Origin of the sequence: Inquilinus sp. Marseille-Q2685, assembly GCF_916619195.1 — a bacterium.
Lineage (GTDB): Bacteria > Pseudomonadota > Alphaproteobacteria > DSM-16000 > Inquilinaceae > Inquilinus.
In genome coordinates, this window is sequence record NZ_CAKAKL010000007.1 from 1 (window position 1) to 22,774 (window position 22,774).

General features: G+C 69.8%; 23 protein-coding genes and 1 pseudogene. 19 read left to right on the plus strand and 5 right to left on the minus strand.

The window, feature by feature from the left end; translation table 11 throughout:
* Positions 1–183: 183 nt before the first annotated feature.
* The 7 genes from LG391_RS25715 to LG391_RS25745 all read left to right on the plus strand — a co-directional run bounded on the left by LG391_RS25715 (position 184) and on the right by LG391_RS25745 (position 5,505).
* The gene (locus LG391_RS25715; RefSeq protein ID WP_225770911.1) at positions 184–720 is read left to right on the plus strand and encodes an invasion associated locus B family protein; all 537 of its coding nucleotides are present in this window, start codon (positions 184–186) and stop codon (positions 718–720) included.
* A gap of 261 nt (positions 721–981) precedes the next feature.
* Positions 982–2,130 carry a 23S rRNA (adenine(2503)-C(2))-methyltransferase RlmN gene (rlmN, locus tag LG391_RS25720; RefSeq protein ID WP_225770912.1) on the plus strand — a complete coding sequence of 383 codons (1,149 nt, stop codon included), beginning with the start codon at positions 982–984 and terminating at the stop codon, positions 2,128–2,130.
* Between the two features lie 10 nt (positions 2,131–2,140).
* Positions 2,141–2,359, plus strand: a complete 219-nt coding sequence (locus LG391_RS25725; protein ID WP_225770913.1) for a hypothetical protein — start codon at positions 2,141–2,143, stop codon at positions 2,357–2,359.
* Positions 2,356–2,625, plus strand: coding sequence for a hypothetical protein (locus LG391_RS25730; RefSeq protein ID WP_225770914.1), 270 nt, complete (start codon positions 2,356–2,358; stop codon positions 2,623–2,625). Before LG391_RS25725 ends, LG391_RS25730 begins: the two co-directional genes overlap by 4 nt.
* Positions 2,622–3,173 carry a hypothetical protein gene (locus LG391_RS25735; protein ID WP_225770915.1) on the plus strand — a complete coding sequence of 184 codons (552 nt, stop codon included), beginning with the start codon at positions 2,622–2,624 and terminating at the stop codon, positions 3,171–3,173. Before LG391_RS25730 ends, LG391_RS25735 begins: the two co-directional genes overlap by 4 nt.
* Positions 3,174–3,277: 104 nt before the next feature.
* The gene (gene yghU, locus LG391_RS25740; protein ID WP_225770916.1) at positions 3,278–4,153 is read left to right on the plus strand and encodes a glutathione-dependent disulfide-bond oxidoreductase; all 876 of its coding nucleotides are present in this window, start codon (positions 3,278–3,280) and stop codon (positions 4,151–4,153) included.
* A gap of 122 nt (positions 4,154–4,275) precedes the next feature.
* Entirely contained in the window at positions 4,276–5,505 is a 1,230-nt protein-coding gene (locus LG391_RS25745; RefSeq protein WP_225770917.1) for an argininosuccinate synthase, read from the plus strand.
* A gap of 56 nt (positions 5,506–5,561) precedes the next feature.
* On the opposite strand, the gene LG391_RS25750 is transcribed toward LG391_RS25745, so the two are convergent.
* Together LG391_RS25750 and LG391_RS25755 are read right to left on the minus strand one after the other, a co-directional pair.
* Positions 5,562–6,596: a calcium-binding protein gene (locus LG391_RS25750; protein WP_225770918.1), complete on the minus strand. Its 1,035-nt coding sequence runs from the start codon at positions 6,594–6,596 to the stop codon at positions 5,562–5,564.
* 331 nt (positions 6,597–6,927) lie between these two features.
* A pseudogene (locus tag LG391_RS25755) lies at positions 6,928–7,733 on the minus strand (molybdate ABC transporter substrate-binding protein).
* Between the two features lie 284 nt (positions 7,734–8,017).
* Between LG391_RS25755 and LG391_RS25760 the strand changes: the two are divergent.
* A complete protein-coding gene (locus LG391_RS25760; RefSeq protein ID WP_225770919.1) occupies positions 8,018–8,224 on the plus strand; it encodes a cold-shock protein in 207 nt (68 codons plus the stop codon).
* An 84-nt stretch (positions 8,225–8,308) separates the two neighbouring features.
* Here the strand turns inward: LG391_RS25760 and LG391_RS25765 are convergent, their stop codons facing one another.
* The 3 genes from LG391_RS25765 to LG391_RS25775 all read right to left on the minus strand — a co-directional run bounded on the left by LG391_RS25765 (position 8,309) and on the right by LG391_RS25775 (position 12,526).
* Entirely contained in the window at positions 8,309–8,647 is a 339-nt protein-coding gene (locus LG391_RS25765) for a MucR family transcriptional regulator (protein WP_225770920.1), read from the minus strand.
* A 256-nt stretch (positions 8,648–8,903) separates the two neighbouring features.
* A complete protein-coding gene (gene acnA / locus LG391_RS25770) occupies positions 8,904–11,591 on the minus strand; it encodes an aconitate hydratase AcnA (RefSeq protein WP_225770921.1) in 2,688 nt (895 codons plus the stop codon).
* A gap of 89 nt (positions 11,592–11,680) precedes the next feature.
* Positions 11,681–12,526 (minus strand): alpha/beta fold hydrolase, encoded by an 846-nt coding sequence (locus LG391_RS25775; protein WP_225770922.1) that lies wholly within the window; start codon positions 12,524–12,526, stop codon positions 11,681–11,683.
* 92 nt (positions 12,527–12,618) lie between these two features.
* On the opposite strand from LG391_RS25775, the gene LG391_RS25780 reads away from it, so the two are divergent.
* From LG391_RS25780 to LG391_RS25830, 11 genes are all read left to right on the plus strand, one after another.
* The gene (locus tag LG391_RS25780) at positions 12,619–13,707 is read left to right on the plus strand and encodes an esterase-like activity of phytase family protein (RefSeq protein WP_225770923.1); all 1,089 of its coding nucleotides are present in this window, start codon (positions 12,619–12,621) and stop codon (positions 13,705–13,707) included.
* A 107-nt stretch (positions 13,708–13,814) separates the two neighbouring features.
* A complete protein-coding gene (locus LG391_RS25785; RefSeq protein ID WP_225770924.1) occupies positions 13,815–14,240 on the plus strand; it encodes a VOC family protein in 426 nt (141 codons plus the stop codon).
* 93 nt (positions 14,241–14,333) lie between these two features.
* Positions 14,334–15,743, plus strand: coding sequence for a cell envelope integrity protein CreD (gene creD / locus LG391_RS25790; RefSeq protein ID WP_225770925.1), 1,410 nt, complete (start codon positions 14,334–14,336; stop codon positions 15,741–15,743).
* A 196-nt stretch (positions 15,744–15,939) separates the two neighbouring features.
* Positions 15,940–17,325, plus strand: coding sequence for a Ca2+-dependent phosphoinositide-specific phospholipase C (locus tag LG391_RS25795; RefSeq protein ID WP_225770926.1), 1,386 nt, complete (start codon positions 15,940–15,942; stop codon positions 17,323–17,325).
* A gap of 109 nt (positions 17,326–17,434) precedes the next feature.
* Positions 17,435–18,070, plus strand: coding sequence for a heme ABC exporter ATP-binding protein CcmA (ccmA, locus tag LG391_RS25800; protein ID WP_225770927.1), 636 nt, complete (start codon positions 17,435–17,437; stop codon positions 18,068–18,070).
* On the plus strand, positions 18,067–18,732 hold the full coding sequence (gene ccmB / locus LG391_RS25805) for a heme exporter protein CcmB (RefSeq protein WP_225770928.1): 666 nt from the start codon (positions 18,067–18,069) through the stop codon (positions 18,730–18,732). The genes ccmA and ccmB overlap by 4 nt, the downstream gene beginning before the upstream one ends.
* Positions 18,733–18,935: 203 nt before the next feature.
* On the plus strand, positions 18,936–19,337 hold the full coding sequence (locus LG391_RS25810) for an SET domain-containing protein (RefSeq protein ID WP_225770929.1): 402 nt from the start codon (positions 18,936–18,938) through the stop codon (positions 19,335–19,337).
* A 61-nt stretch (positions 19,338–19,398) separates the two neighbouring features.
* Positions 19,399–20,160 (plus strand): heme ABC transporter permease, encoded by a 762-nt coding sequence (locus LG391_RS25815; protein WP_225770930.1) that lies wholly within the window; start codon positions 19,399–19,401, stop codon positions 20,158–20,160.
* The gene (gene ccmD / locus LG391_RS25820; protein ID WP_225770931.1) at positions 20,157–20,327 is read left to right on the plus strand and encodes a heme exporter protein CcmD; all 171 of its coding nucleotides are present in this window, start codon (positions 20,157–20,159) and stop codon (positions 20,325–20,327) included. Before LG391_RS25815 ends, ccmD begins: the two co-directional genes overlap by 4 nt.
* Positions 20,324–20,809, plus strand: coding sequence for a cytochrome c maturation protein CcmE (gene ccmE, locus LG391_RS25825; protein ID WP_225770932.1), 486 nt, complete (start codon positions 20,324–20,326; stop codon positions 20,807–20,809). Before ccmD ends, ccmE begins: the two co-directional genes overlap by 4 nt.
* Positions 20,806–22,773, plus strand: coding sequence for a heme lyase CcmF/NrfE family subunit (locus LG391_RS25830; protein ID WP_225770933.1), 1,968 nt, complete (start codon positions 20,806–20,808; stop codon positions 22,771–22,773). The genes ccmE and LG391_RS25830 overlap by 4 nt, the downstream gene beginning before the upstream one ends.
* Position 22,774 lies beyond the last annotated feature (1 nt).

The following is a 22,774-nucleotide window of genomic DNA, read 5'->3' on the forward strand; positions in this document are numbered from 1 at the left end:
GGGCCATCGGGGATGCGGGGCGGCATTCGCCTGCCCGCGATCGGCCGCTCGGGCCGCCGATAGGACGGGATCAACAACGCGGTATGCGTTCGGGTGGTTCCCGTCGCGCGCAAATCCATGTATGTCGTGGGGTCGCCTCGGGCCGCGTCGTCCAGCCTTGCAACCCCGAATCAGAGTGGCACTATGCTGAGAACCCGTCCTCGCAGTTTTGTCCTCGGTGCCCTGGCCGGCCTCGCGGTCGCGGTCGGCGTCGCCGTGCCGGGAACGGCCTCGGCGCAGAATGTGCAGTACATCTCCTCCAGCCGCGACTGGCACGCCTTCCAGTTCACCGAAAACGGCGGCAAGGCCTGCTACATCGCCTCGAAGCCGACCAAATCCGAACCCGCCAATGTCCGCCATGGCGACGTGTTTATCCTGGTCACCAACCGGCCGGCGGAGAAGCAGAAGAACGTGGTCAGCCTGCAGGTCGGCTACACGCTGAAGCAGGGCGCCGACGTCACCGCCACGATCGGCGGCAAGAACTTCCAGCTGTTCACCGACGGCAACACCGCCTGGTCACGCGACGCGGCGGCGGACGACGCGCTGGTCAACGCGATGAAGGCCGGCTCGACCCTGACGGTCAAGGCCACCTCCTCGCGCGGCACCGGCACCAGCTACACCTTCTCCCTCGCCGGCATCTCGGCGGCGCTGGGCGAGATCAACAAGGCCTGCGGCGCCTGACCGCAGGTCCCGTTCCCGGCGGTCGTCAGGCCGCCGCGGTTGATGTAAAACGGCTCGGCCCCTTCCGCATGGAAGGGGCCATCGCCATTTGAAGGCCCATTCGAGATTGCGCTGGAGTGAGTCGAATGGCGGCGAGGTTGAGAACCGGCGCGCAGCGGACCTGAAGGTCCGTGAGCACCGGAAGCGGAAACGTCGCCGCCAGGCGGCCACTCCAGTAGCATTATCGGATGGGCCGAAGGGGTCCTCTGGAGGTCCCGACCTATGGGTATCGAAACGCACGCCACCACCTTCGCGCCGCCGGCGCCCCGCGCCGACGGCCGCATCAACCTGGTCGGGCTCGACCGCGCCGAGCTGGCGGAGACGCTGGCCGGCCTGGGCGAGCCGGCGTTCCGCGCGCGCCAGCTGTTCGGCTGGATCTACAAGCGCGGCGCCACCGATTTCCAGGCGATGAGCGACCTGGCCAAGGGTCTGCGCGCCAAGCTGGCGGACGGTTTCGCCCTCGACCGGCTGCAGGTGGTGCGGCAGCAGGACTCCTTCGACGGCACGAAGAAGTGGCTGGCCCGGATGGATGACGGGCAGGAGATCGAATCGGTGCACATCCCGGAGGAGGATCGCGGCACGCTCTGCGTCTCCTCCCAGGTCGGCTGCACCCTGACCTGCAAGTTCTGCCACACCGGCACCCAGCGCCTGGTGCGCAACCTCGAGGCGGCGGAGATCGTCGGCCAGGTCATGCTGGCCCGCGATATCCTGGAGGATTGGGGGCGGGAAGGGGACGACCGCCGGCTCACCAACATCGTCATGATGGGCATGGGCGAGCCCCTCTACAATTTCGAGAACGTCAAGCGTGCGCTGAAGCTGGTGATGGACCCGGAGGGCATCGCCCTGTCGCGCCGCCGCATCACCCTGTCGACCGCCGGCGTGGTGCCGATGATGAAGCGCTGCGGTGAGGAGCTGGGCGTCAACCTGGCGGTGTCGCTGCACGCGGTGACGGACGAGCTGCGCGACCAGATCGTGCCGATCAACAAGAAGTACCCGGTCAAGGAGCTGCTGGACGCCTGCCGCGAATATCCCGGCGTCAACAACGCCCGCCGCATCACCTTCGAATACGTGATGCTGAAGGACGTCAACGACACCCCGGCCGATGCCCGCCAGCTGGTGCGCATCCTCAAGGGCATCCCGGCCAAGATGAACCTGATCCCCTTCAACCCCTGGCCGGGCGCGCCCTTCGAATGTTCGACGCCGGAGGCGATCGAGCGCTTCGCCGACATCCTGATGGAGGCCGGCTATGCCAGCCCGATCCGGACGCCGCGCGGCAGCGACATCCTCGCCGCCTGCGGCCAGCTGAAGTCGGACAGCGTGCGCCAGCGCGCCTCGCAGCGCGTCGCCGCCCCGGCCGCCGCCGTGCATTGACCGGCCACGCATGACCTTCGCCGATTTCCTCCACACCCCGGGCGCCTGGGCGCTGCTCTTCGCCCTGCTGGCGATGCCGGCGCTGGCCCGCATGCGGGCCCGCGCCGGCCTGGCCCGCGGCTGGGCGCTGCTGGCCCTGGTGCCGCATGTCGGCGTGCTGCTGGTCTTCGCCGTCCTGCTGTTCCGGCGCTGGCCGGTGGTGGCGTCGGCCGGGGAGGGGAAGCGATGAGCGGCGTGCTCGAGACCCTGTCCTCGCTCTACGGCCCGGGCTGGATGGCGTCCCTGCCGCATTGGGGCACCAACCTCGTCATCGGCGTCTACATCGTGCTGCTGATGAGCTTCGCCGCCTACGCCCTGGTCAAGGCGCGGGTGACGCCGCTGTGGTCGATCCTGCTGCTGGTGCCCTATCTCGACGTCGTCGTGCTCTGGGTCATCGCCTTCATCCGCTGGCCGCGCATCGACGGGCCGCGGCCGCATGTCGTGCACCGGGGATGAGGCGCCTGGGCCTGGCGCTGCCGCTGGCCTGGAATCTCCTCTCCTCCCCTGCCTTCGCCGCGGAGAGCGACATCCGTGGCTGGGACGGCCTGACCTGGGGCATGACCGCGCAACAGGTCGAATCCGCCCTGCCGCGGGCCGTGCCGCTGTCGCCGCCCTGGGATTTCGGCCCGCTCTATGCCGAGCGCATGGTGCGCGACGTGGTGGTCGGCGGCATCGCCTTCGACCTGGTGCCGGAGCTGGCGAGGAAGGACGGCCGCCTGGTCCAGATCCTGTTCGAGCGGCGCTCGCCGATCCCCGGCCCGGACGAGCTGCAATCCTTCGTCAACGACCTGCACGCCCGGCTGGGGCCGCCGGCCGAAAGCTGCGTCGTTCAGTCCGGCCTGGTGACCCGGCTGTGGCGCTTCCCCTCGGCCCAGGTGGCGCTGACCATGGTCGACTTCTCCGCCGACGGCAGCCGCGGCCGGCTGCAGCGCCTGCTGCTGCGCTACACCGCCGCCGGCCATGCGCCGGCCTCGCCGTGCGAACGGAACAAACCCAGATCATGAACGTGATGGCAACGGAAACGCTTTTTTCTGAAACCGTCGCGGTCTAGGGTCAACACCTGAACGAACGCCGCCATTCCCTCTCCGCCCCACCGGGAGCCAAGAGCATGAGTGATTCCTCCGACTACGTGCCGCCGAAGGTCTGGACCTGGGACAAGGCGAGCGGTGGCCAGTTCGCCAACATCAACCGCCCGATCGCCGGGGCGACGCATGAGAAGGAGCTGCCGGTCGGCCGCCACCCGTTCCAGCTCTACTCGCTGGCGACGCCGAACGGCCAGAAGGTCACGATCATGTTCGAGGAGCTGCTGGCCGCCGGCCACAGCGGTGCCGAATACGACGCCTGGCCGGTCCGGATCGGCGACGGCGAGCAGTTCGGCAGCGGCTTCGTTGCAATCAACCCGAACTCCAAGATCCCGGCGCTGGTCGACCGCAGCGGCCCGACCCCGGTCCGGGTGTTCGAATCCGGCGCGATCCTGATGCATCTCGCCGAGAAGTTCGGGGCCTTCCTGCCGGCCTCCGGCCCGGCCCGCGCCGAGACCCTGTCCTGGCTGTTCTGGCAGATGGGCAGCGCGCCTTTCCTCGGCGGCGGCTTCGGCCATTTCTACGCCTACGCTCCGACCAAGATCGAATACGCGATCAACCGCTACGCCATGGAGGCCAAGCGCCTGCTCGACGTGCTCGACCGACGGCTGGCGGAGAGCGAATACGTGGCCGGCGACCAGTACACCATCGCCGACATGGCGAACTGGCCCTGGTTCGGCGGCCTGGCGCTCGGCCGGGCCTACAACGCGGCGGAGTTCCTGGACGTGCAGAGCTACAAGCACGTGCAGCGCTGGGCCAAGGCGATCGACGCCCGGCCGGCGGTGAAGCGCGGCCGCATCGTCAACCGCCTCACCGGCGACCCGTCCGAGCAGCTGCACGAGCGCCACGACGCCGGCGACTTCGAGACCCGGACCCAGGACAAGCTCGCGCCGCAAGGCTAGCCGCCGCAGCAGGCCGGCCGGAGCCCGGTGCGCCCGGGCTCTGACCGGGCCGCATGGCTCGTCTGTTGCCCCACCGCCGCGATGCTCCTAATGTCCGGCGGTTTTTCCTTGTGGAGGCAGGCATGGCGGCGGATGGACAGCAGCAGGTCAAGAAGGTGGTTCTCGCCTATTCGGGCGGGCTCGACACCTCGGTCATCCTGAAATGGCTGCAGGAGACCTATCGCTGCGAGGTCGTGACCTTCACCGCCGATCTCGGCCAGGGCGAGGAGCTGGAGCCGGCGCGGAAGAAGGCCGAGCTGCTCGGCATCAAGCCGCAGAACATCTTCATCCGCGACGTGCGCGAGGAGTTCGTGCGCGATTTCGTGTTCCCGATGTTCCGCGCCAACGCGCTCTATGAGGGCGTCTACCTGCTCGGCACCTCGATCGCCCGGCCGCTGATCTCCAAACACCTGGTCGAGATCGCGGCCGAAGTCGGCGCCGACGCCGTGGCCCATGGCGCCACCGGCAAGGGCAACGACCAGGTCCGGTTCGAGCTGTCGGCCTATGCGCTCAACCCGCACATCAAGGTGATCGCGCCCTGGCGCCTGTGGGACCTGACCAGCCGCACCCGCCTGCTCGCCTATGCCGAGGAGCGGCAGATCCCGATCGCCAAGGACAAGTACGGCGAGCCGCCCTATTCGACCGACGCCAACCTGCTGCACATCTCCTACGAGGGCAAGGCGCTGGAGGACCCCTGGGTCGAGCCGGATGAGGCGATGTACACCCGCTCGGTCAACCCGGCCCAGGCGCCGGACGAGCCGACCTATGTCGAGATCGAGTTCGAGCGCGGCGACGCGGTGGCGATCGACGGCGAGCGCCTGTCGCCTGCGGCGCTGCTGACCAGGCTGAACGAGCTCGGCGGCCGGAACGGCGTCGGCCGGCTCGACCTGGTCGAGAACCGCTTCGTCGGCATGAAGAGCCGCGGCGTCTACGAGACCCCGGGCGGCACCGTGCTGCTGGCCGCGCACCGCGCGATCGAGTCGATCACCCTCGACCGCGGCGCCGCGCACCTCAAGGACGAGGCGATGCCGCGCTACGCGGAGCTGATCTACAACGGCTTCTGGTACTCGCCGGAGCGCGAGGCGATCCAGGCGCTGATCGACAAGACCCAGGAGCGGGTCAACGGCACCGTCCGGCTGAAGCTGTGGAAGGGCAACGTCATCGTCGCCGGCCGCAAGAGCCCGAACAGCCTGTACCGCCTCGACTACGTCACCTTCGAGGAGGATTCGGTCTACGACCAGCGCGACGCCCAGGGCTTCATCAAGCTGAACGCCCTGCGCCTGCGCCTCGGCGCCATGGCCCGCGACAAGTAGGAAAAGGAAGCGCCCCGCTGCAAGCAGCGGGGCGCGGTTCTGCCGGTTGGTCCGGCTTAGACGTAGGTGAAGTCCGAGGCCGTCAGGCCCAGCGCCGCCAGGTCGGCCACGCTGTGGACGTTCGACAGTTGGACGAAGGTGTCCGCGTGGTTGGCCGAGGTGACATAGGCCAGGTTCGCGGTACCGGTCGCGCTGTCGTAATAGGCGATGATGTCCCCGGCGGTCTCGCCCGAGATCCCCGCGGCGGCGGCATCGGCCGACGCGAAGCCCTTGTCGGTGACCACGACCACAGCCTCGCCATTGGCGTCGGCGGCAGCCCCGCTGAAGAAGCTGGTCACCGCGCTGCCCGAGGTGCCGTCGCCGTTGTCGACGAAGTTCGCGCCCGCGCCGTCGCGGCCGACGCCGACGGCGTCGAAGGCGAAGGTGTCGTGGCTCGGGTCGAAATCCGTGACCGTGCTGAAGCCCTGGATCGAACCGAACTTCGGGTCATGGAAGCGGAACAGGAAGCTGTCGTCGCCGGCGCCGCCGACGAGATAGTCCCTGCCGTCGCCGCTGATGAGGGTGTCGTTGCCGGCATCCCCGTAGAGCTTGTCGTTGCCTTCGCCGACATCGGTGCGCGCCGTGTCGCGGCCGTTGTCGCCGGCAAGGGTGTCGTTGCCGATGCCGCCATAGACGGCGTCGTTGCCCTCGCTGCCGAAGACGTGGTCGTTGCCAGCGCCGCCATAGACATGGTCGATGTTCTGGCCGCCGAAGACGAAGTCGTCGCCGTCCTCGCCGTAGACGTAATCGTTGCCCTGGTCGCCGTTGATATGGTCGGCCCCGGCGCCGCCGCGGACGGTGTCGTCGCCGAGATTGCCCGTGAGGGTGTCGTTGCCGTCGTCACCGCGGACGGTGTCGTTGCCGGAGCCGGCATCGATGTTGTCGTTGCCGCTGCCGCCCTTGGCGACGTCGTTGCCCCACCCGGCCAGAATGGTGTCGTTGCCGAGGTCGCCGTTGATGCGGTCGTGACCCCAGGGATCGATGATCAGATCGTCACCTGCGCCGCCGACAAGAATGTCGTCGCCCAGTCCTCCCACGATCGGATTTGGCATGACTGATTACTCCTTTATGCGGGAAACCTTATGCCCAAAGGCATAATACTCAGAATCATGACCGTTGCATGAATCATCACAAGATTTCCCTGATGTCTACACACAGAGTTCGGTGTGGAATCTGTCAAAAATGCGCCCGGCATTTTGTTAATGTTCGTTTCAAAGCCTGGATGTCACCGCAGGCTTTGTGTTGAGAGATCCAAGGCGGGATCTGCCTAAAACATGGTCTCCGAAAATCTCTTATCCGGAGGTTCAAATTTGTCACAGTCGAATCTCGCTTCGGCCGGAGGCTCGTTAGCCGAGTCGAGATCGAAACCAGAATCGGGAGAAGTCAGGGTGCCGTCGGCGCGTCGAAACCTGATTCCGTCAGGATCGTCTGGCCGGCCGGGGACAGGATGGACAGCGCCAGGCGATAGGCCTCCGGCGGAGCGTCCTTCAGCACGGTCAGGCCGTAGGCGGCGCCGACAGCCAGCGCCTTGGGCAGCGGCACGACCACGAGCTCGGGCCGCTCCGCCTGTGCCGCCTTGCCGCTGGTGCAGTAGCCGAGGAACATGTCGGCTCTGTCGTGCCGGATCAGCCAGGCGGCGGCGTTGGCGTCCTCCGGCAGGCCAAGCTTCCGGGCGCTGTCGGCGGCCCCGACCAGCTGCAGCGCCTTTCCGTCCAGCGTCGCATAGGCGCCGGGGCGCACCGCCTCGGCCTTGCGGAACATGGCCCAGGTGTAGTCGCCGGACGGGTCGCTGCCGGGGGTCGAGGTGCCGAGCCTGACCGCCGGGTCCAGCGCGCGATCGAGCACGTTGTCCGCCGTCAGCCCGACCTTCGGCGCGGCAATGGCGCAGAGCCGGTTGCGGGCGAACACGACCGGCGGGCCGCCCAGCCCCTCCCTGGCGAGCCTCTCGGGATGGCCGGTGAGGTGAAGATGTCGACCTTGTCCCCGGCCTCGATCCGCTCCCGCATCGCGCCGGAGAGGCCGAAGCGCGCGCTCACCTCCGTGCCGCCCGACTGCCGGAAGGCCTCGATGATCCGCAGCATCGCACCGCGCAGGCTGCCGGCGCCGTACAGGGTCAGGGCCGGATCCGCCCCCGCGGCGGGCGTCGCCAGAAGCACGCATCCGATGACAGCAGCCGCCAGCCGGCGCATGGCTTTCCTCCACCGCTTTCCGTCGCCGGACGCTAGCGGTGTCCTGCGATATGTTCAATCAGATATAACGAGAAGCCTGCGGCCATATCCGCGTATTCCGGCCGGTTGCGGCTTGCGCCGTTGCGCGGTCCATGCGCGCAAGTTTCGGTCGAATCCATATCGGGTGACTAGGCGATGGTCGAAAGGCTGCCTATGTGACTGGCTTCGGCTCACTTGGCCGACCGGCCGGGATCTCATTCGGCCGTGAACGACGGCGGCTTCGGCTGCCTATGGAGTGAAGACGTATGGCGACTGGTACCGTGAAGTGGTTCAACACCACCAAGGGCTTCGGGTTCATCCAGCCGGACAACGGCGGCAAGGACGTGTTCGTCCACATCTCGGCGGTGGAAGCGGCCGGGCTGCGGACCCTGAACGAAGGTCAGCAGGTCACGTTCGAGCTGGCGCGCGGCCGTGACGGCCGGGAGTCGGCGGCGAACCTGCAGGTTTCCTGACGGTCCGCATCGAAGGCTGAATCAAAAGGGCGGCATCCCCGAGGGATGTCGCCCTTTTTGCTTGAAGCGTCGCGGCGACCCGCGTCAGCGGTATCGCGAGCGGAAGCGCTCGCGGGGGGTCTCGCCGATCCGGGTGCCGGCCCGCAGGCCGCGCAAGGCCGTGGTCTCGCGCCAGGGCAGCGCGGCGTCCGCCGGCGGCTCGGCGATCTGGCGCCGGGGCGCATCGACCACGGGACGGGGCGCCTCCTCCGCCCCGGAGCCCTCGACCAACTCGGTCAGGGCGTCATAGACCTGCCGGATGATCTCCGGCACATGCGCGGCCTTGGTCTCGGTCCCGCGCAGATGCGCGGCCACGATCGCCGCAGTGACTTCGAGACCCTGGTTCGGCGTCGCCAGCGCCGCGCCGATCTCATCGATGGGCATCCGGCCCCCTCGTTGCTGTTGCTCTATCCGGTGACCTTCCAAGGACGTCCGGGCGGCGACGTCTATTCCGCCGGAAAACGAATTCCGGCCGCGCCGTCGCCACCGCCATCAAGGATCGAAAGGCCTATCGGTTCCCTCCTTCGGCGTAGGTGCGCCGGATCGTCGCTGCTGCCGGCGCGGTCGGTCGCGCCGGACCCCGAAAACAGAAAAGCCCGGCGCAAGCCGGGCTTTTCCAAAGGCTTGGGTGAAGAAGGGCTTATGCGGCCTGCTTCACCATGCTGCGCAGCACATATTGCAGGATGCCGCCGTTCTTGAAGTACTCCAGCTCGTCCAGCGTATCGATGCGGCAGAGCAGGGGCACGTCCTGGCGGCTGCCGTCCGCGCGGGTGATGGTCAGCACCATCTCCTGCCGCGGCTTCAGCCCGGCGGCGATGCCGAGGATGTCGAAGGTCTCGGTGCCGTCCAGCTTCAGGTCCAGGCGGGTGGTGCCGCCCGTGAACTGCAGCGGCAGCACGCCCATGCCGACCAGGGTCGAACGGTGGATGCGCTCGAAGCTCTCCGCCACCACCGCCTTGACGCCCAGCAGGCGGGTGCCCTTGGCGGCCCAGTCGCGGCTGGAGCCCGTGCCGTACTCCTTGCCGGCGATGATCACCAGCGGCACGCCCTCGGCCTGGTAGCGCATCGAGGCGTCGTAGATCGGCAGCGTGTCGCCCGAGGGCTGGTGCTTGGTGAAGCCGCCCTCGACGCCCGGCACCAGCTCGTTCCTGATGCGGATGTTGGCGAAGGTGCCGCGCATCATCACTTCATGGTTGCCGCGGCGGGCGCCGTAGCTGTTGAAGTCGAGCGGCCGGACCTGGTGCTCCAGCAGGTACTCGCCCGCCGGGCTGTCCTTCTTGATCGAGCCGGCCGGGGAGATGTGGTCGGTGGTGACGCTGTCGGCCAGCACCGCCAGCAGGCGGGCGCCGCGCACGTCGGTCACCGGCTCCGGCTCCTTCTGCATGCCGGTGAAGAAGGGCGGGTACTGGACGTAGGTGGAGCCGGGGTTCCAGTTGTAGGTCTCGCTCTCCGCCGTCTCGATGCTCCGCCATTCCTGCGGGCCCTCGAACACGTTGGCGTAGCGGCTGCGGAACATCTCCGGCGTCAGGCACTGCTCGATCGTCTCGGCGATCTCCTGCGCGGTCGGCCAGACATCCTTCAGATAGACCGGCTGGCCGTCGCTGCCGGTGCCCAGCGGCTCAGTGGTGATGTCCTTGGTCATCGTGCCGAGCAGGGCATAGGCCACCACCAGCGGCGGCGAGGCCAGGTAGTTCGACCGCACATGCGGGCTGATGCGGCCCTCGAAGTTGCGGTTGCCCGACAGCACGGCGGCGACGTTCAGGTTGCCCTTCTCGACCGCCGCGGCGATCTCGTCCGGCAGCGGGCCGGAATTGCCGATGCAGGTGGTGCAGCCATACCCGACGGTGTTGAAGCCGACGGCGTCGAGATCGACGTTCAGGCCGGCGGCGTTGAGGTATTCAGTCACCACCTGGCTGCCCGGGGCCAGCGAGGTCTTGACCCAGGGCTTGCGGGTCAGGCCGCGCTCGCGCGCCTTGCGGGCCACCAGGCCGGCCGCGACCATCACCGACGGGTTCGAGGTGTTGGTGCAGCTGGTGATCGCCGCGATCACCACATCGCCATGGTCCAGGTCATGGTCCATGCCCTCGACCTTGGTCGGGGCCGGGGCGGTGCCGGCATCGGCCAAGAGCTTGTTGAAGGCGGTCGCGGCCTGGGTCAGGGCGACCCGGTCCTGCGGCCGCTTCGGGCCGGCCAGCGACGGCTCGACATCGCCCAGGTCCAGCTCCAGCGTGTCGGTGAACACCGGGTCCGGGGTGCCGGCCTCGCGCCACATGCCCTGGGCCTTGGCATAGGCCTCGACCAGGCGGACGCGGTGCGGGTCGCGGCCGGAGAATTCGAGATAGCGCAGCGTCTCGGCGTCGATCGGGAAGAAGCCGCAGGTGGCGCCGTATTCCGGGGCCATGTTGCCGATCGTGGCGCGGTCGGCCAGCGGCATGTGGTCCAGGCCCTCGCCGTAGAACTCGACGAACTTGCCGACCACGCCCTTCTTGCGCAGCATCTGGGTGACCGTCAGCACCAGGTCGGTGGCGGTGCGGCCTTCCTTCAGCTTGCCGGTGATCTTGAAGCCGATCACCTCGGGGATCAGCATCGACACCGGCTGGCCCAGCATCGCCGCCTCGGCCTCGATGCCGCCGACGCCCCAGCCCAGCACGGCCAGGCCGTTGACCATGGTGGTGTGGCTGTCGGTGCCGACCAGCGTGTCGGGATAGGCGACCTGGTTGCCGGTGTTGCGGTCCTTCTCCACCCACACGGTCTGGGCCAGGTATTCCAGGTTCACCTGATGGCAGATGCCGGTGCCGGGCGGGACGACGCGGAAATTGTCGAAGGCGGTCTGGCCCCAGCGCAGGAAGGCGTAGCGCTCGTGGTTGCGCTCGAACTCCAGGTCGACATTCTTCTGGAAGGCGGTCGGGGTGCCGAAGGCGTCGACCATCACCGAGTGGTCGATCACCAGGTCGACGGCCGAGAGCGGGTTGATCCGCTGCGGGTCGCCGCCCAGCGAGACCATCGCCTGGCGCATCGCCGCGAGGTCCACCACCGCCGGCACGCCGGTGAAGTCCTGCATCAGCACGCGGGCCGGGCGGTAGGCGATCTCGCGGTCGGACCGGCGGTCCTTCAGCCACTGCGCCATCGCCTTGACGTCGTCGACCGTGACCGACCGGTCATCCTCGAAGCGCAGCAGGTTCTCCAGCAGCACCTTCAGCGAGAAGGGCAGGCGGGCGACGTCGCCGAGCTGGGCTTGGGCGGCCTCGAGGCTGAAATAATCGTAGCTCTTGCCGTCGACCGTCAGCTGGCGGCGGGTCTTGAGCGTGTCATGTCCGGTGAAGGTCACGGAAGGGCTCCTTCGGTCGAAGGCTGGTCGCAGATGGGCTGTGCGGCCTTCATGTAGCGCGTCCGCGCAAGCCGTTCAAATGCAACGGGTTAAGAACCGTTCGCAACTGCGAAATCGGCGATCCGGGGCAGCACCCGGTCGGCGGCCTCGAAATGCGGGGCATGCCGGCAGTCCGGCACCAGCCAGGTCTCGCAAGGCCCGGAGACTCCGGCCTTTATGGCGTCCAGCTGGGCCGGCGTGCCGTATTCGTCCTCCGCCCCCTGGATCGCCAGCACCGGGCAGCGGATCGAGGGCAGCAGATCGCGCATGTCGAAGCTGCGGAATCCGGGGGTCGGCCACAACTCGGCCCAGTTAGCGAAGGTGAAGTCCGTCTTCTCGCCGTGATAACGGGCCAGGACGGCACGCAGTTTCGACGCCGGGGTGTGGTAGGCGGCATGCGCGGCCGCGATGCCGGCCAGGGTCTCGTCCTCGACCATGACATGCGCCGCCTCGGTCGCCACCCAGGCGGTGCGATCCGGATGGGACGCGGCGAAGATCAGGGCGATGCTGCCGCCGTCGCTGTGCCCGACCAGCCCGGCGCGGCCGATGCCGAGCGCGTCCAGCACCCGCGGCAGCGCCTCGCGCCCCTCCCGATAGAGGTAGTCGTCGCGGCGCGGCGCCGGCAGCGGGTCGGACCGGCCGAAGCCCAGCCGGTCATGCGCCAGCACGGGATGGCCGGTGGCCTCGGCCAGCCGGGCCGCGACATCGACGCCGCGCCGCGTCCATTGCGCGACGGAGCCGAGCCCTTCGTGTAGAAGAAGGATGGGGAGGCGCCCGGCGCTGCCGGGCGGATCGAGGCGCTGCCAGTACAGGCTGTGCCCGTCGATGCGGACGAAGCCGTCGCTGCGCCGCAGCGCGGCGGAACCGTTCGCCGGGGTGGCCGCCGGGTTGTCCATCCGCCGCTCCGTCATCAAGCCAACACGTACTCGTCATGCCGTTGTCGCGCCGCCGTGGTCAACAGGGGCGCGAAAGTCGGGGGAGAATGTCCATGGGCAGGTTCGGGATCGTCGTGCTCGGCGCGCTGCTGGCCTGTGCCGCGCCGCCGGCCGGGGCGGAGGGCATCGGCCGGTTGCGGCTGATCGGCGAGGCGGCGCTGCCGAAAGGGCTGGACGTCCAGGGCACCATCGTCGGCGGCCTGTCGGGGCTGGACTGGGACCCGGCCGCCCGGCAGTGGATCGCGCTCAGCGACGACCGGTCGGAGAAGGCGCCGGCCCGCTTCTACGCCCTCTCCATCGACTACGATGCCGATGCGGTGCGCGGCATCGCCGTCACCGGCGTGACCACGCTGCGCGACGCGGCCGGCAACGGCTTCGCGCCGAAGAGCATCGATCCGGAGGCGATCCGCCGGGACCCCGCCACCGGGCTGCTCTACTGGAGCAGCGAGGGCGGGGTAAAGGCCGGGATCGACCCGGCGATCAGCGTCGCCGCGCCGGACGGGCGCTGGCAGCGCGGCTTCGACCTGCCGCAGCGCTACCGCGTCTCCGAGGACAGGGCTCTCGGCCCGCGCGACAACCAGGTGTTCGAGGGGCTGGCGCTCTCGCCCGACGGGCGCACCCTGTTCGCGTCGCTGGAGAACGCCCTGGTCCAGGACGGGCCGGCGGCCTCGCTGGCCGAGGGCAGCCCGGTGCGCATCGCCGCCTTCGACACGGCGACTGGCGCGCCGGGGCCGGAGCATGTCTACGTCACCGATCCGATCCCGGCGGCGCCGCTGCTGCCGGGCGGTTCGGCCGACAACGGCGTGTCGGAAATCCTGCCGGCCGGCGACGGCACGCTGCTGGTGCTGGAACGGGCCTATGCCCAGGGCCGCGGCAACTCGATCCGGCTGTACCGGGCCGATCCCGCCCTGGCCACCGACGTCTCCCGGCTCGATTCGCTGCTCGACGGCAGCTGGCTCGCCATGCCGAAGACGCTGCTGCTCGACTTCGGCACGCTCGGCGTCGCCCTCGACAATTTCGAGGCGATGGGCTGGGGCCCGGACCTCGCCAACGGCCACCGCAGCCTGGTCGTGCTGTCCGACGACAACTTCAACCCGATGCAAGTGACCAAGGCGCTGGTGTTCGAGGTGCTGCCCGACTGAGCGGCCACGAGGCGCATGAGCCCGGCTCATCCGCGGGTGAGAAACCACGATTGGACGGCCCTCGGCCTCCGCCTCACCTTGGCCTTCCGAAACGGAGGAGCCGAGGAATGGACACTACCCCACGGATTAACGGCCTGGCCGAGACCTGTCTCTATGTCGAGGACGTCGACCGGTCGGCCGAGTTCTACCAGCGCGTGCTGGGGCTCGAGGTGCTGTCCCGCTCGCCGCGGCTGGTGGCGCTGGACGCCGGGCGTCAGGGCGCTCTGCTGCTGTTCCGCCACGGTCTGACCTCCGACGGCATGGTCGACGACGAGGGCACGATCCCGGGCCATGAAGGGCAGGGGCGGCTGCACATGGCCTTCGCCGTCGCCATGGAGGACCTGCCGGCCTGGCGGGCGAAGCTGGAGCGGGAAGGCATTCCGCTGGCCGGCGAGACCCGGTGGCGGCAGCGCGGCGGCCGCAGCCTGTATTTCCGCGATCCGGACGGCCACGCGATCGAGCTGGCGACGCCGGGGCTGCGCTCCAACTACTAGGCGGCGAGCGCCCCGAGCTTTCCGCCGCGCCGCCACGAAGCGGCCATCGGCGGCCCGGACCCTGCGGGCTTCGCATCCATGAGCGAGGCCGCCATGAGCATCGACTCCCTCCCGCCCGCCGCCGCCTGGCCCGTCCGGCGTCTCCGCGCCGGGTCGCCGGCGCTGAAGGTGCTGGCCATCGTCTTCCTGACCGTCGCCTTCCTGCTGCCGGTCTTCCTGGTCACCGACGTGATCGGCGAGCGCGAGGACCGCTACCGCGCGGTGGTTGCCGAGATCGGCGGCAGCTGGGGCGGGCCGCAGCGCGTCATCGGGCCGATCCTGGTGGTGCCGTTCCGGGTGCCGTCCCCGCCCCATCTGGACGGCACGGCGGTGCCGCCGATGGAGCGCCAGCTCGTCATCCTGCCCGACCGCTACGAGGTCGAGGCCAAGGCGGCGCCGGAGACGCGCCGGCGCGGCCTGTTCGAGGCCGTGGTCTACACCGTCGACCTCGCCGTGTCCGGGCAGTTCCTGATCGGCGACGCCGCGTCCCTGGCCGGGCCGGAGGCGACGATCGACTGGGCAGGCGCCTATCTCTATGTCGGCGTCGCCGACCCGCGCAGCATCCGCGAGGGCGCGTCGCTGCGCTGGGGCGGGCGCGACCTGCCGTTCCAGCCCGGCGCGCCGGGTGAGCTGGGCCAGCGTTTTGGCGCCGGCATGACCCTGCGCGTGCCCGGCCTCTCGGCGGCCTCGGCGCAGACGGCGATCCCCTTCGCCACCACGCTGCGGCTGAACGGCAGCCAGCGCCTCGACTTCCTGCCGCTCGGCCGCTCCACCCGGGTGACCGCCAGCTCGAACTGGCCGGACCCCAGCTTCGACGGCGCCTTCCTGCCGGTGCGCTCCGGCATCGGCCCGCAGGGCTTCACCGCGGAGTGGGAGCTGTCCTATTTCGGCCGCGGCTATCCCCAGGCCTGGGTAGGCGGGGAGGGCGACTATCTCTCCGCCGTCTCCGGCTCCGGCTTCGGCGTGCGCTTCTTCCAGCCGGTCAGCGCCTATCAGCAGACCGAGCGGTCGGCGAAATACGGCATGCTGTTCATCGTCTTCACCTTCACCCTGTTCTTCCTGTTCGAGGCGGTGGCGCGGCTGCGCATCCACGTCTTCCAGTACGGGCTGGTCGGGCTGTCGCTGTGCCTGTTCTACCTGCTGCTGCTGTCCTTCGCCGAGCAGATCGGCTTCGCCGCCGCCTATGCCGTGGGCGCGGCCGCGGTGGTGGCGCAGATCGTCCTGTACTGCCGGCCGGTGCTCGGCACCTGGAAGCGCAGCCTGGTGCTGGGCGCGCTGCTGGCGATCCTGTACGGCGCCCTCTACGCGCTGATGCAGCTGGAGGACCTGGCCCTGCTGCTCGGCTCGGTCGGCCTGTTCCTGGCGCTCAGCGGCGTGATGTACGTGACCCGCCGGATCGACTGGTACGCCGCCGCGCCGGGGATGACCGAGACCGCCCGCGGCGAGCCGCCGGCCGCCTCCTGACCGGACCGGGATGGCCGCGCGACCCGGCGGCCCTCCCGAACTTCCGGTCTCATCGGCCCATCCGATCCCCTCTATGAACACGTGTCCGATCGTCATGAACACGTGTTCAAATCGTCACGCGGCCGTCTTCGAAGCCGCCTAGCATCGCCGTCGCGCCGGCCGGCTCGGTCGGCCGCGGCACCTGACGAAGGGGGGAATGATGGAACGGAGCACATTGTCCGGGATGGCCGTGGCGGCCGTCCTGCTGCTGTCGGGCGGGGCCTCGGCCGACGTGCCGGCGGGCCAGCCGTTGGCCGGGACCACCGCCTACAACGCGGCCTACTGGTCGCGGCCGCACAACGCCTATGAGAAGGCGCATTTCGCCAGGCTGACCGACGTGCTGGACCGCGGCAACCAGGTGGTCGAGATCGACATCTACGACCAGAGCGGCTTCCCGGTGAAGCACGACCTGGGCGATTCGAGCACCGACAACAACTGCAAGGCCGGCGCCGGCGGCCTGCTGCAGGATTGCCTGCGCGACATCAAGGCGTGGAGCGACGCCCATCCCGGCCACCTGCCGATCACGGTGCAGTTCGACCTCAAGCCCAGCCAGGGCCTGTGGGGCTGGGACGCCAGCTATATGGCCGGGCTGAACTCGCTGGTCGCGAACGAGTTCGGGGCCAAGGTCTACAAGCCGGAAAACCTGCGGGCCTTCACCGGCTACGCCTCGCTGCGCGAGGGTGTCTACCGCGCCGGCTGGCCGACGGTGGATTCGCTGCGCGGCAGGATCCTGGTGCTGATGATGGGCGGTCCCATCGGCGACAAGAACGACACCCAGGAAGAGTATGTGAACCAGTTCGGCAGCGCGGCGCAGATCTTCGTCTGCCCCGAGGCGCATGAGCCGAACGACTTCTATTGGAACGGCAACGCCAATGATTTCGACGACGCGAACACCAACAAATGGGTGGTCTGCGGCAACCACGAAGCGGTGCAGTACTGGTACAAGGACACGCTGACCGCCCAGCAGAACGGCCAGATCGTCAATCTCTGGTCCAGCACCGAGACCCAGTTCGATGCCTTCCACCAGATGTATCTGGCGGTGGGCTGGGGCGCCTCGATGATCAGCCGCGAGAGCCTCGACACCTGGTCCGGCAAGCTGCCGCTGAACGGCGTCCGTCGCTCGGTCTGGACCGGCTTCAGCCTGCGCAGCGCCCAGAGCGGCTATTGCGTCGAGATCCAGAGCGGCCTCTACGCCAACGGCTCGGACCTGAACCAGCGCCCCTGCACCGGCGGTGTTCCGCAGCAGTGGATCTATAGCGACGAAACCCAGCTGCGCTCGGTCGGCAACGCCGAATACTGCTTCGATATCGAGGGCGGCAACGGCAACAACGGCGACCGGCTGCACATCTGGGATTGCGACGGCGGCTCCAGCGAGAAGTGGCAACTGCAGCCCGACGGCCGGCTGATCGGCATGAACGGCCGCTGCGCCGACGTGGTCGACGGCACCAACGGCACCCGGCTGCAGATCCGCAACTGCACCAGCGGCGCCAGCCAGCGCTTCGACATCATCGGCAGCTCGAACGCCAACAACCCGCATTACTGACCGGTTGCGGGGGACGCCCTGCCGTCGGGGGGCGGCGCGGCACGAAGGGCAGGGCCGTCCGCGGTCCTGCCCCTTCCGTTCGGGGGCGTCGGGCTGCTATTGGCGGAGGATGACCGCCGCGACCATGCCCGAGCCGATCCTGACCGCCGACGGCCTGGCCTGCCTGCGCGGCGGGCGGCTGGTCTTCGCCGGGCTGTCGTTCCGGCTCGGCCCTGGCGAGGCGCTGGTGCTGACCGGGCCGAACGGCAGCGGCAAGTCCAGCCTGCTGCGCCTGGTCGCCGGGCTGGTGCCGGCCTTCGCCGGGACGCTGGGCTGGACCGGCGCCTCCGGCTCGATCGCCTATCTCGGCCACCAGGACGCGGTGAAGCCGGCACTGACCGTGCGCGAGGCGCTGCGCGTCTGGATCGCCCTGTCCGGCGCGGCGGCGGGGGAGGGGGCCGTCGACGCCGCCCTCGTCGCGGTCGGGCTCGAAGAGCTGGGCGACCTGCCGTGCCGCTACCTCTCCGCCGGCCAGCGCCGCCGCCTGGCCTTGGCGCGGCTGGAGCTCGGCCGCGCCGCGCTGTGGCTGCTGGACGAGCCGACGCTCGGTCTCGACGCCGCGTCGGTGGCGCGGCTGGAAGGGCGCATCGCCCGCCACCGCGCCTCCGGCGGGCTGGTGATGCTGGCGACGCATGTGCCGCTGGCGCTCGACGGCGCCCGCGGCCTGGCGCTGCAGGATTACGCGGCGGAGGACCTGCCGCTGTGAGCGCCTTCCTCGCCTTGCTGGCGCGCGACCTGCGCCTGGCCCTGCGCTCGGGCGGCGACGTCGCCGCGGTGCTGGCCTTCTTCGTCATCACCGTGGTGCTGTTCCCGCTCGGCGTGGGGCCGGAGCTGGCGCTGCTCGGCCGGATCGCCGCCGGCGTGGTCTGGGTCGCGGCGCTGCTGGCGACGCTGCTGGCGCTCGACCGCCTGTTCGCCCAGGACTACGAGGACGGGTCGCTCGACCTCTTGATGCTGTCGCCGCTGCCGCTGGAGGCCGTGGTGCTGGCCAAGGCGCTGGCCCATTGGCTCCTGACCGGCCTGCCGCTGATCCTGCTGTCGCCGCTGATGGCGGCGATGCTGGGGCTGCAGGCCGGAGCCTGGCCGGTGCTGGCGCTGTCGCTGCTGCTGGGCACGCCCTGCCTCAGCCTGATCGGCGCGGTCGGGTCGGCCCTGACCCTCGGCGCCCGGCGCGGCGGCGCCCTGCTGGCGCTCCTGATCCTGCCGCTGTTCGTCCCGGTGCTGATCTTCGGCGCCGCGGCGGTTGAGGCGGTGGCGACCGGCCTGACCGCCCGGCCGCACCTGCTGCTGCTCGGCGGCTGCCTCGCCGCCGCCCTGCCGCTGGCCCCGATCGCCGCCGCCGCCGCGCTGCGCCAGGCGCAGTCGTAGGGCTGCCCTTCTTATTGTCACCCTCGGGCTTGAGGAGGATCCAGGGGCGGCCAGAGCAGTTCGTGGTGGCCCTGGATTGCCGGGTCAAGCCCGGCAATGACGGGAATGAGGGGGCGCACTCTTAATCTCTCGCCTCTCGGCCTTCGTCCTAGATGACGCGGCGGTCCGCCTCGCGTAATGCTTGGGCAAAAGGAACCCGGCCGATGCTTCTCGTCCCCACCACCGTCGGACCCAGCCGGATCGAAGGGCTGGGCCTGCATGCCGCCGAACCGATCGCCGCCGGCACCGAGGTCTGGCGCTGGCACCCGGTGTTCGACGTCTTCATCCCGGACGCCGCCATCGCCCGGCTGCCCGAGCCGGCGCGCGACTTCCTCGACCGCTACGCCTATCCGGCGCCGGAGCTGCCGGGCGGCCTGTCGCTGAACCTGGACGACGCCCGCTTCATGAACCACAGCGACGACCCGACGCTGGAGACGGTGGGCGAGGTCTGCGTCGCCCGGCGCGACATCGCGGCGGGGGAGGAGCTGACCTGCGACTACGGCGCCTTCCATCCGGAGCTGCGCGACCTGATCCGGGCCGGCACGGCCGCGGGGCGCGGCAATTGAGCCGGCCGACACGCGGCCTAGCTTTGTCTATCGTAGGATCCAACGACCGCCACGCCACGCCATGCATCGCTTCGCCAATCCGGCCCGCTTCCTGCGCCTGAGCGCCGCCCTGCGGCCCTGGGCCCTCGGCGTCGCCCTGCTGACGCTCGCCGCCGGGCTGTGGCTGGCCCTGTTCGATTCGCCGCCGGATTACCAGCAGGGCGAGACGGTGCGGATCATGTATGTCCATGTGCCCTCGGCCTGGATGGCGATGATGGTGTACGCCACCATGGCCGTGGCCTCCGCCGTCGGCCTGGTCTGGAAGCATCCGGTGGCCGAGCTCTACACCAAGGCCGCGGCGCCGCTCGGCGCCGGCTTCACCGCGTTGTGCCTGCTCTCCGGCTCGCTCTGGGGCCAGCCGATGTGGGGCACCTGGTGGGTGTGGGACGCGCGGCTGACCAGCGTGCTGATCCTGTTCTTCATCTATCTCGGCTACATCGTGCTGGTCTCCGCCTTCGATGACCCGCAGCGCGGCCTCAGGGCCGGCGCGGTCCTCACCCTGGTCGGCGCCGTCAACCTGCCGATCATCAAGTTCTCGGTCGACTGGTGGAACACGCTGCACCAGCCGGCCTCAGTGATGAAGCTGGGCGGCTCCACCCTCGACTCGTCGATGCTGTGGCCGCTGCTGCTGATGGCCGTCGCCTTCACCGCGCTGTTCGCCTGGCTGGTGCTGCTGCGCACCGAGACCGAGATCGCCGAGCGGCGGATCCGCGCCCTGCGCCTGGCGGCCGCCACGGCCGCCCGGCGCGACGACACGCCGGGGCTGGAGCAGCCGATCGGATGACCGAATTCCTCGCGATGGGCGGCTACGCCCTGTATGTCTGGACCGCCTATGGCGCCGCCTTGGTGGTGCTGGTCGGGCTGACCGTCGGCACCCTGGCGCGGCGGCGCAGCAGCCGGCGCAGCCTGGAGGCGCTGGAGCAGCTGCGCGGCCGCGGGGGACGGGCATGACTCGCAAGCGCCGCCGGCTGATGCTGCTGGGCCTCGCCGCCCTCGGCCTCGGCACCGCCTCCGCCCTGGCCCTGACCGCCTTCCAGGACAACCTGCTGTTCTTCTACAGCCCGACCGAGCTGCATGACGGCAAGGTCGCGGAAGGGCAGCGCTTCCGCCTCGGCGGCCTGGTGGTGCAGGGCTCGCTGCACCGTCTGCCCGACGGGCAGACCATCACCTTCACCGTGACCGACACCGCCTTCGACGTGCCGGTGCGCTACGCCGGCATCGTCCCCGACCTGTTCCGCGAAGGGCAGGGGGTGGTGGCGCATGGCCGGGTCGGGGCCGACGGCACCTTCGTCGCCGACGAGCTCTTGGCCAAGCACGACGAGAAATACATGCCGCCCGAGGTCGCCAAGGCCCTGCGGGACGCAGGCCATCCGGGCGCGCCCGGGGCATCCGGCAAGCCGGCCCTGCCCACCGGAACGGTGGCCGCGCAATGATCCCCGAGCTCGGCCACTATGCCCTGGTCCTGGCGCTGATCCTCGCCCTGGTGCAGTCGACCCTGCCGCTGTGGGGCGCCGCCCGGCGCCATCCCGGGCTGATGGCGATCGCCGAGCCGGCGGCGACGCTGCAGCTGGCGGCCATCGGCATCGCCTTCGCGGCGCTGACCTGGGCCTATGTCGTCTCCGACTTCTCGGTGGCGCTGGTCGCGAACAACAGCCTCTCCACCAAGCCGATGCTCTACAAGGTCACCGGCGTCTGGGGGAACCACGAAGGCTCGATGCTGCTCTGGGTCCTCATACTGGCCCTGTTCGGCGCAGCGGTGGCCCTGTTCGGCGGCAACCTGCCGGCGACGCTGAAGGCCCGGGTGCTGGCGGTGCAGGGCATGATCGGCGTCGGCTTCCTCGCCTTCATCATCCTGACCTCGAACCCGTTCCTGCGGCTCGACCCCGCGCCGCTGGACGGCCGGGACATGAACCCGCTGCTGCAGGATCCGGGCCTGGCCTTCCATCCGCCCTTCCTCTATCTCGGCTATGTCGGCTTCTCGATGGCCTTCTCCTTCGCCGTCGCGGCGCTGATCGAGGGCCGGGTCGACCCCGCCTGGGCGCGCTGGGTGCGGCCCTGGACGCTGGCCGCCTGGTCGTTCCTGACGATCGGCATCGCGCTCGGCTCCTACTGGGCCTATTACGAGCTCGGCTGGGGCGGCTGGTGGTTCTGGGACCCGGTCGAGAACGCCTCGCTGATGCCCTGGCTGGCCGGCACCGCGCTGCTGCACTCGGCTCTGGTGGTCGAGAAGCGCGACGCGCTGAAGAGCTGGACCATCTTCCTCGCCATCCTCGCCTTCGGCCTCAGCCTGGTCGGCACCTTCCTGGTGCGCTCCGGCATCATCACCTCGGTGCACGCCTTCGCGGTGGATCCGGAGCGCGGCGTGTTCATCCTGCTGCTGCTGGCGCTGACCGTCGGCGGCGCCTTCACGCTCTACGCCATGCGTGCGCCGCGGCTGAAGCTGGGCGGCGTCTTCGCCCCGATCAGCCGGGAAGGGGCGCTGGTGCTGAACAACCTCTTGATCTGCACCGCCACGGTGACGGTGTTCATCGGCACGCTGTACCCGCTGCTCGACAAGTCGGTCTCGGTCGGCAAGCCCTTCTACCAGCTCACCTTCGTGCCGCTGATGACGCCGGTGGTGGCGGTGATGGTGATCGCGCCCCTGATGGCCTGGAAGCGCGGCGACCTGCCCGGCGTGCTCGGCCGGCTGAAATTCGCCGCCGCCGGCACGGTGGTCGTCACCCTCGCCGCGCTCTGGCTGCAGGGCCGCGGGCCGGTGCTGGCGCTGCTCGGCATCGCCTTCGGCGCCTGGGTCGTGCTCGGCGCCGCCACCGAGATCGCGGAGCGGGTGCGGCTGTTCCGGATTCCGCTGCGCGACAGCCTGTCCCGCGCGACAGGATTGCCGCGCAGCGCCTGGGGCACCGCCTTCGCCCATGCCGGGCTCGGCATCGCCCTGCTCGGCATGATCGCCTCCAGCTACTGGTCGACCGAGCGGCTGGTGCTGGCCAGGCCCGGCGACCGCCTCGGCCTCGCCGCCGGCTACGAGATCGTGTTCGACGGCGTGCAGGCGCGGCAGGGGCCGAACTACGAGACCCGCCTCGGCGACCTGCAACTGCTGCACGACGACGCCTTCGTCACCGACCTCGCGCCCGAGAAGCGCTTCTACCCGGTGGCGCAGATGCCGACCAGCGAGGTGGCGATCCACACCACCCTGGCCGGCGACGTCTATGTCGCCCTGGGCGAGGAGCAGGCGGACGGTCGCTGGAGCCTGCGGCTGTACCACCACCCGCTGGTGCCGTGGATCTGGGGCGGCGCCCTGGTCATGGCCTTCGGCGGCGCGCTGTCGCTCAGCGACCGCCGGCTGCGCGTCGGCGCACCGCGGCGCGCGGCGGCGCCGGCCGTCGGATCACCGGCTTAAG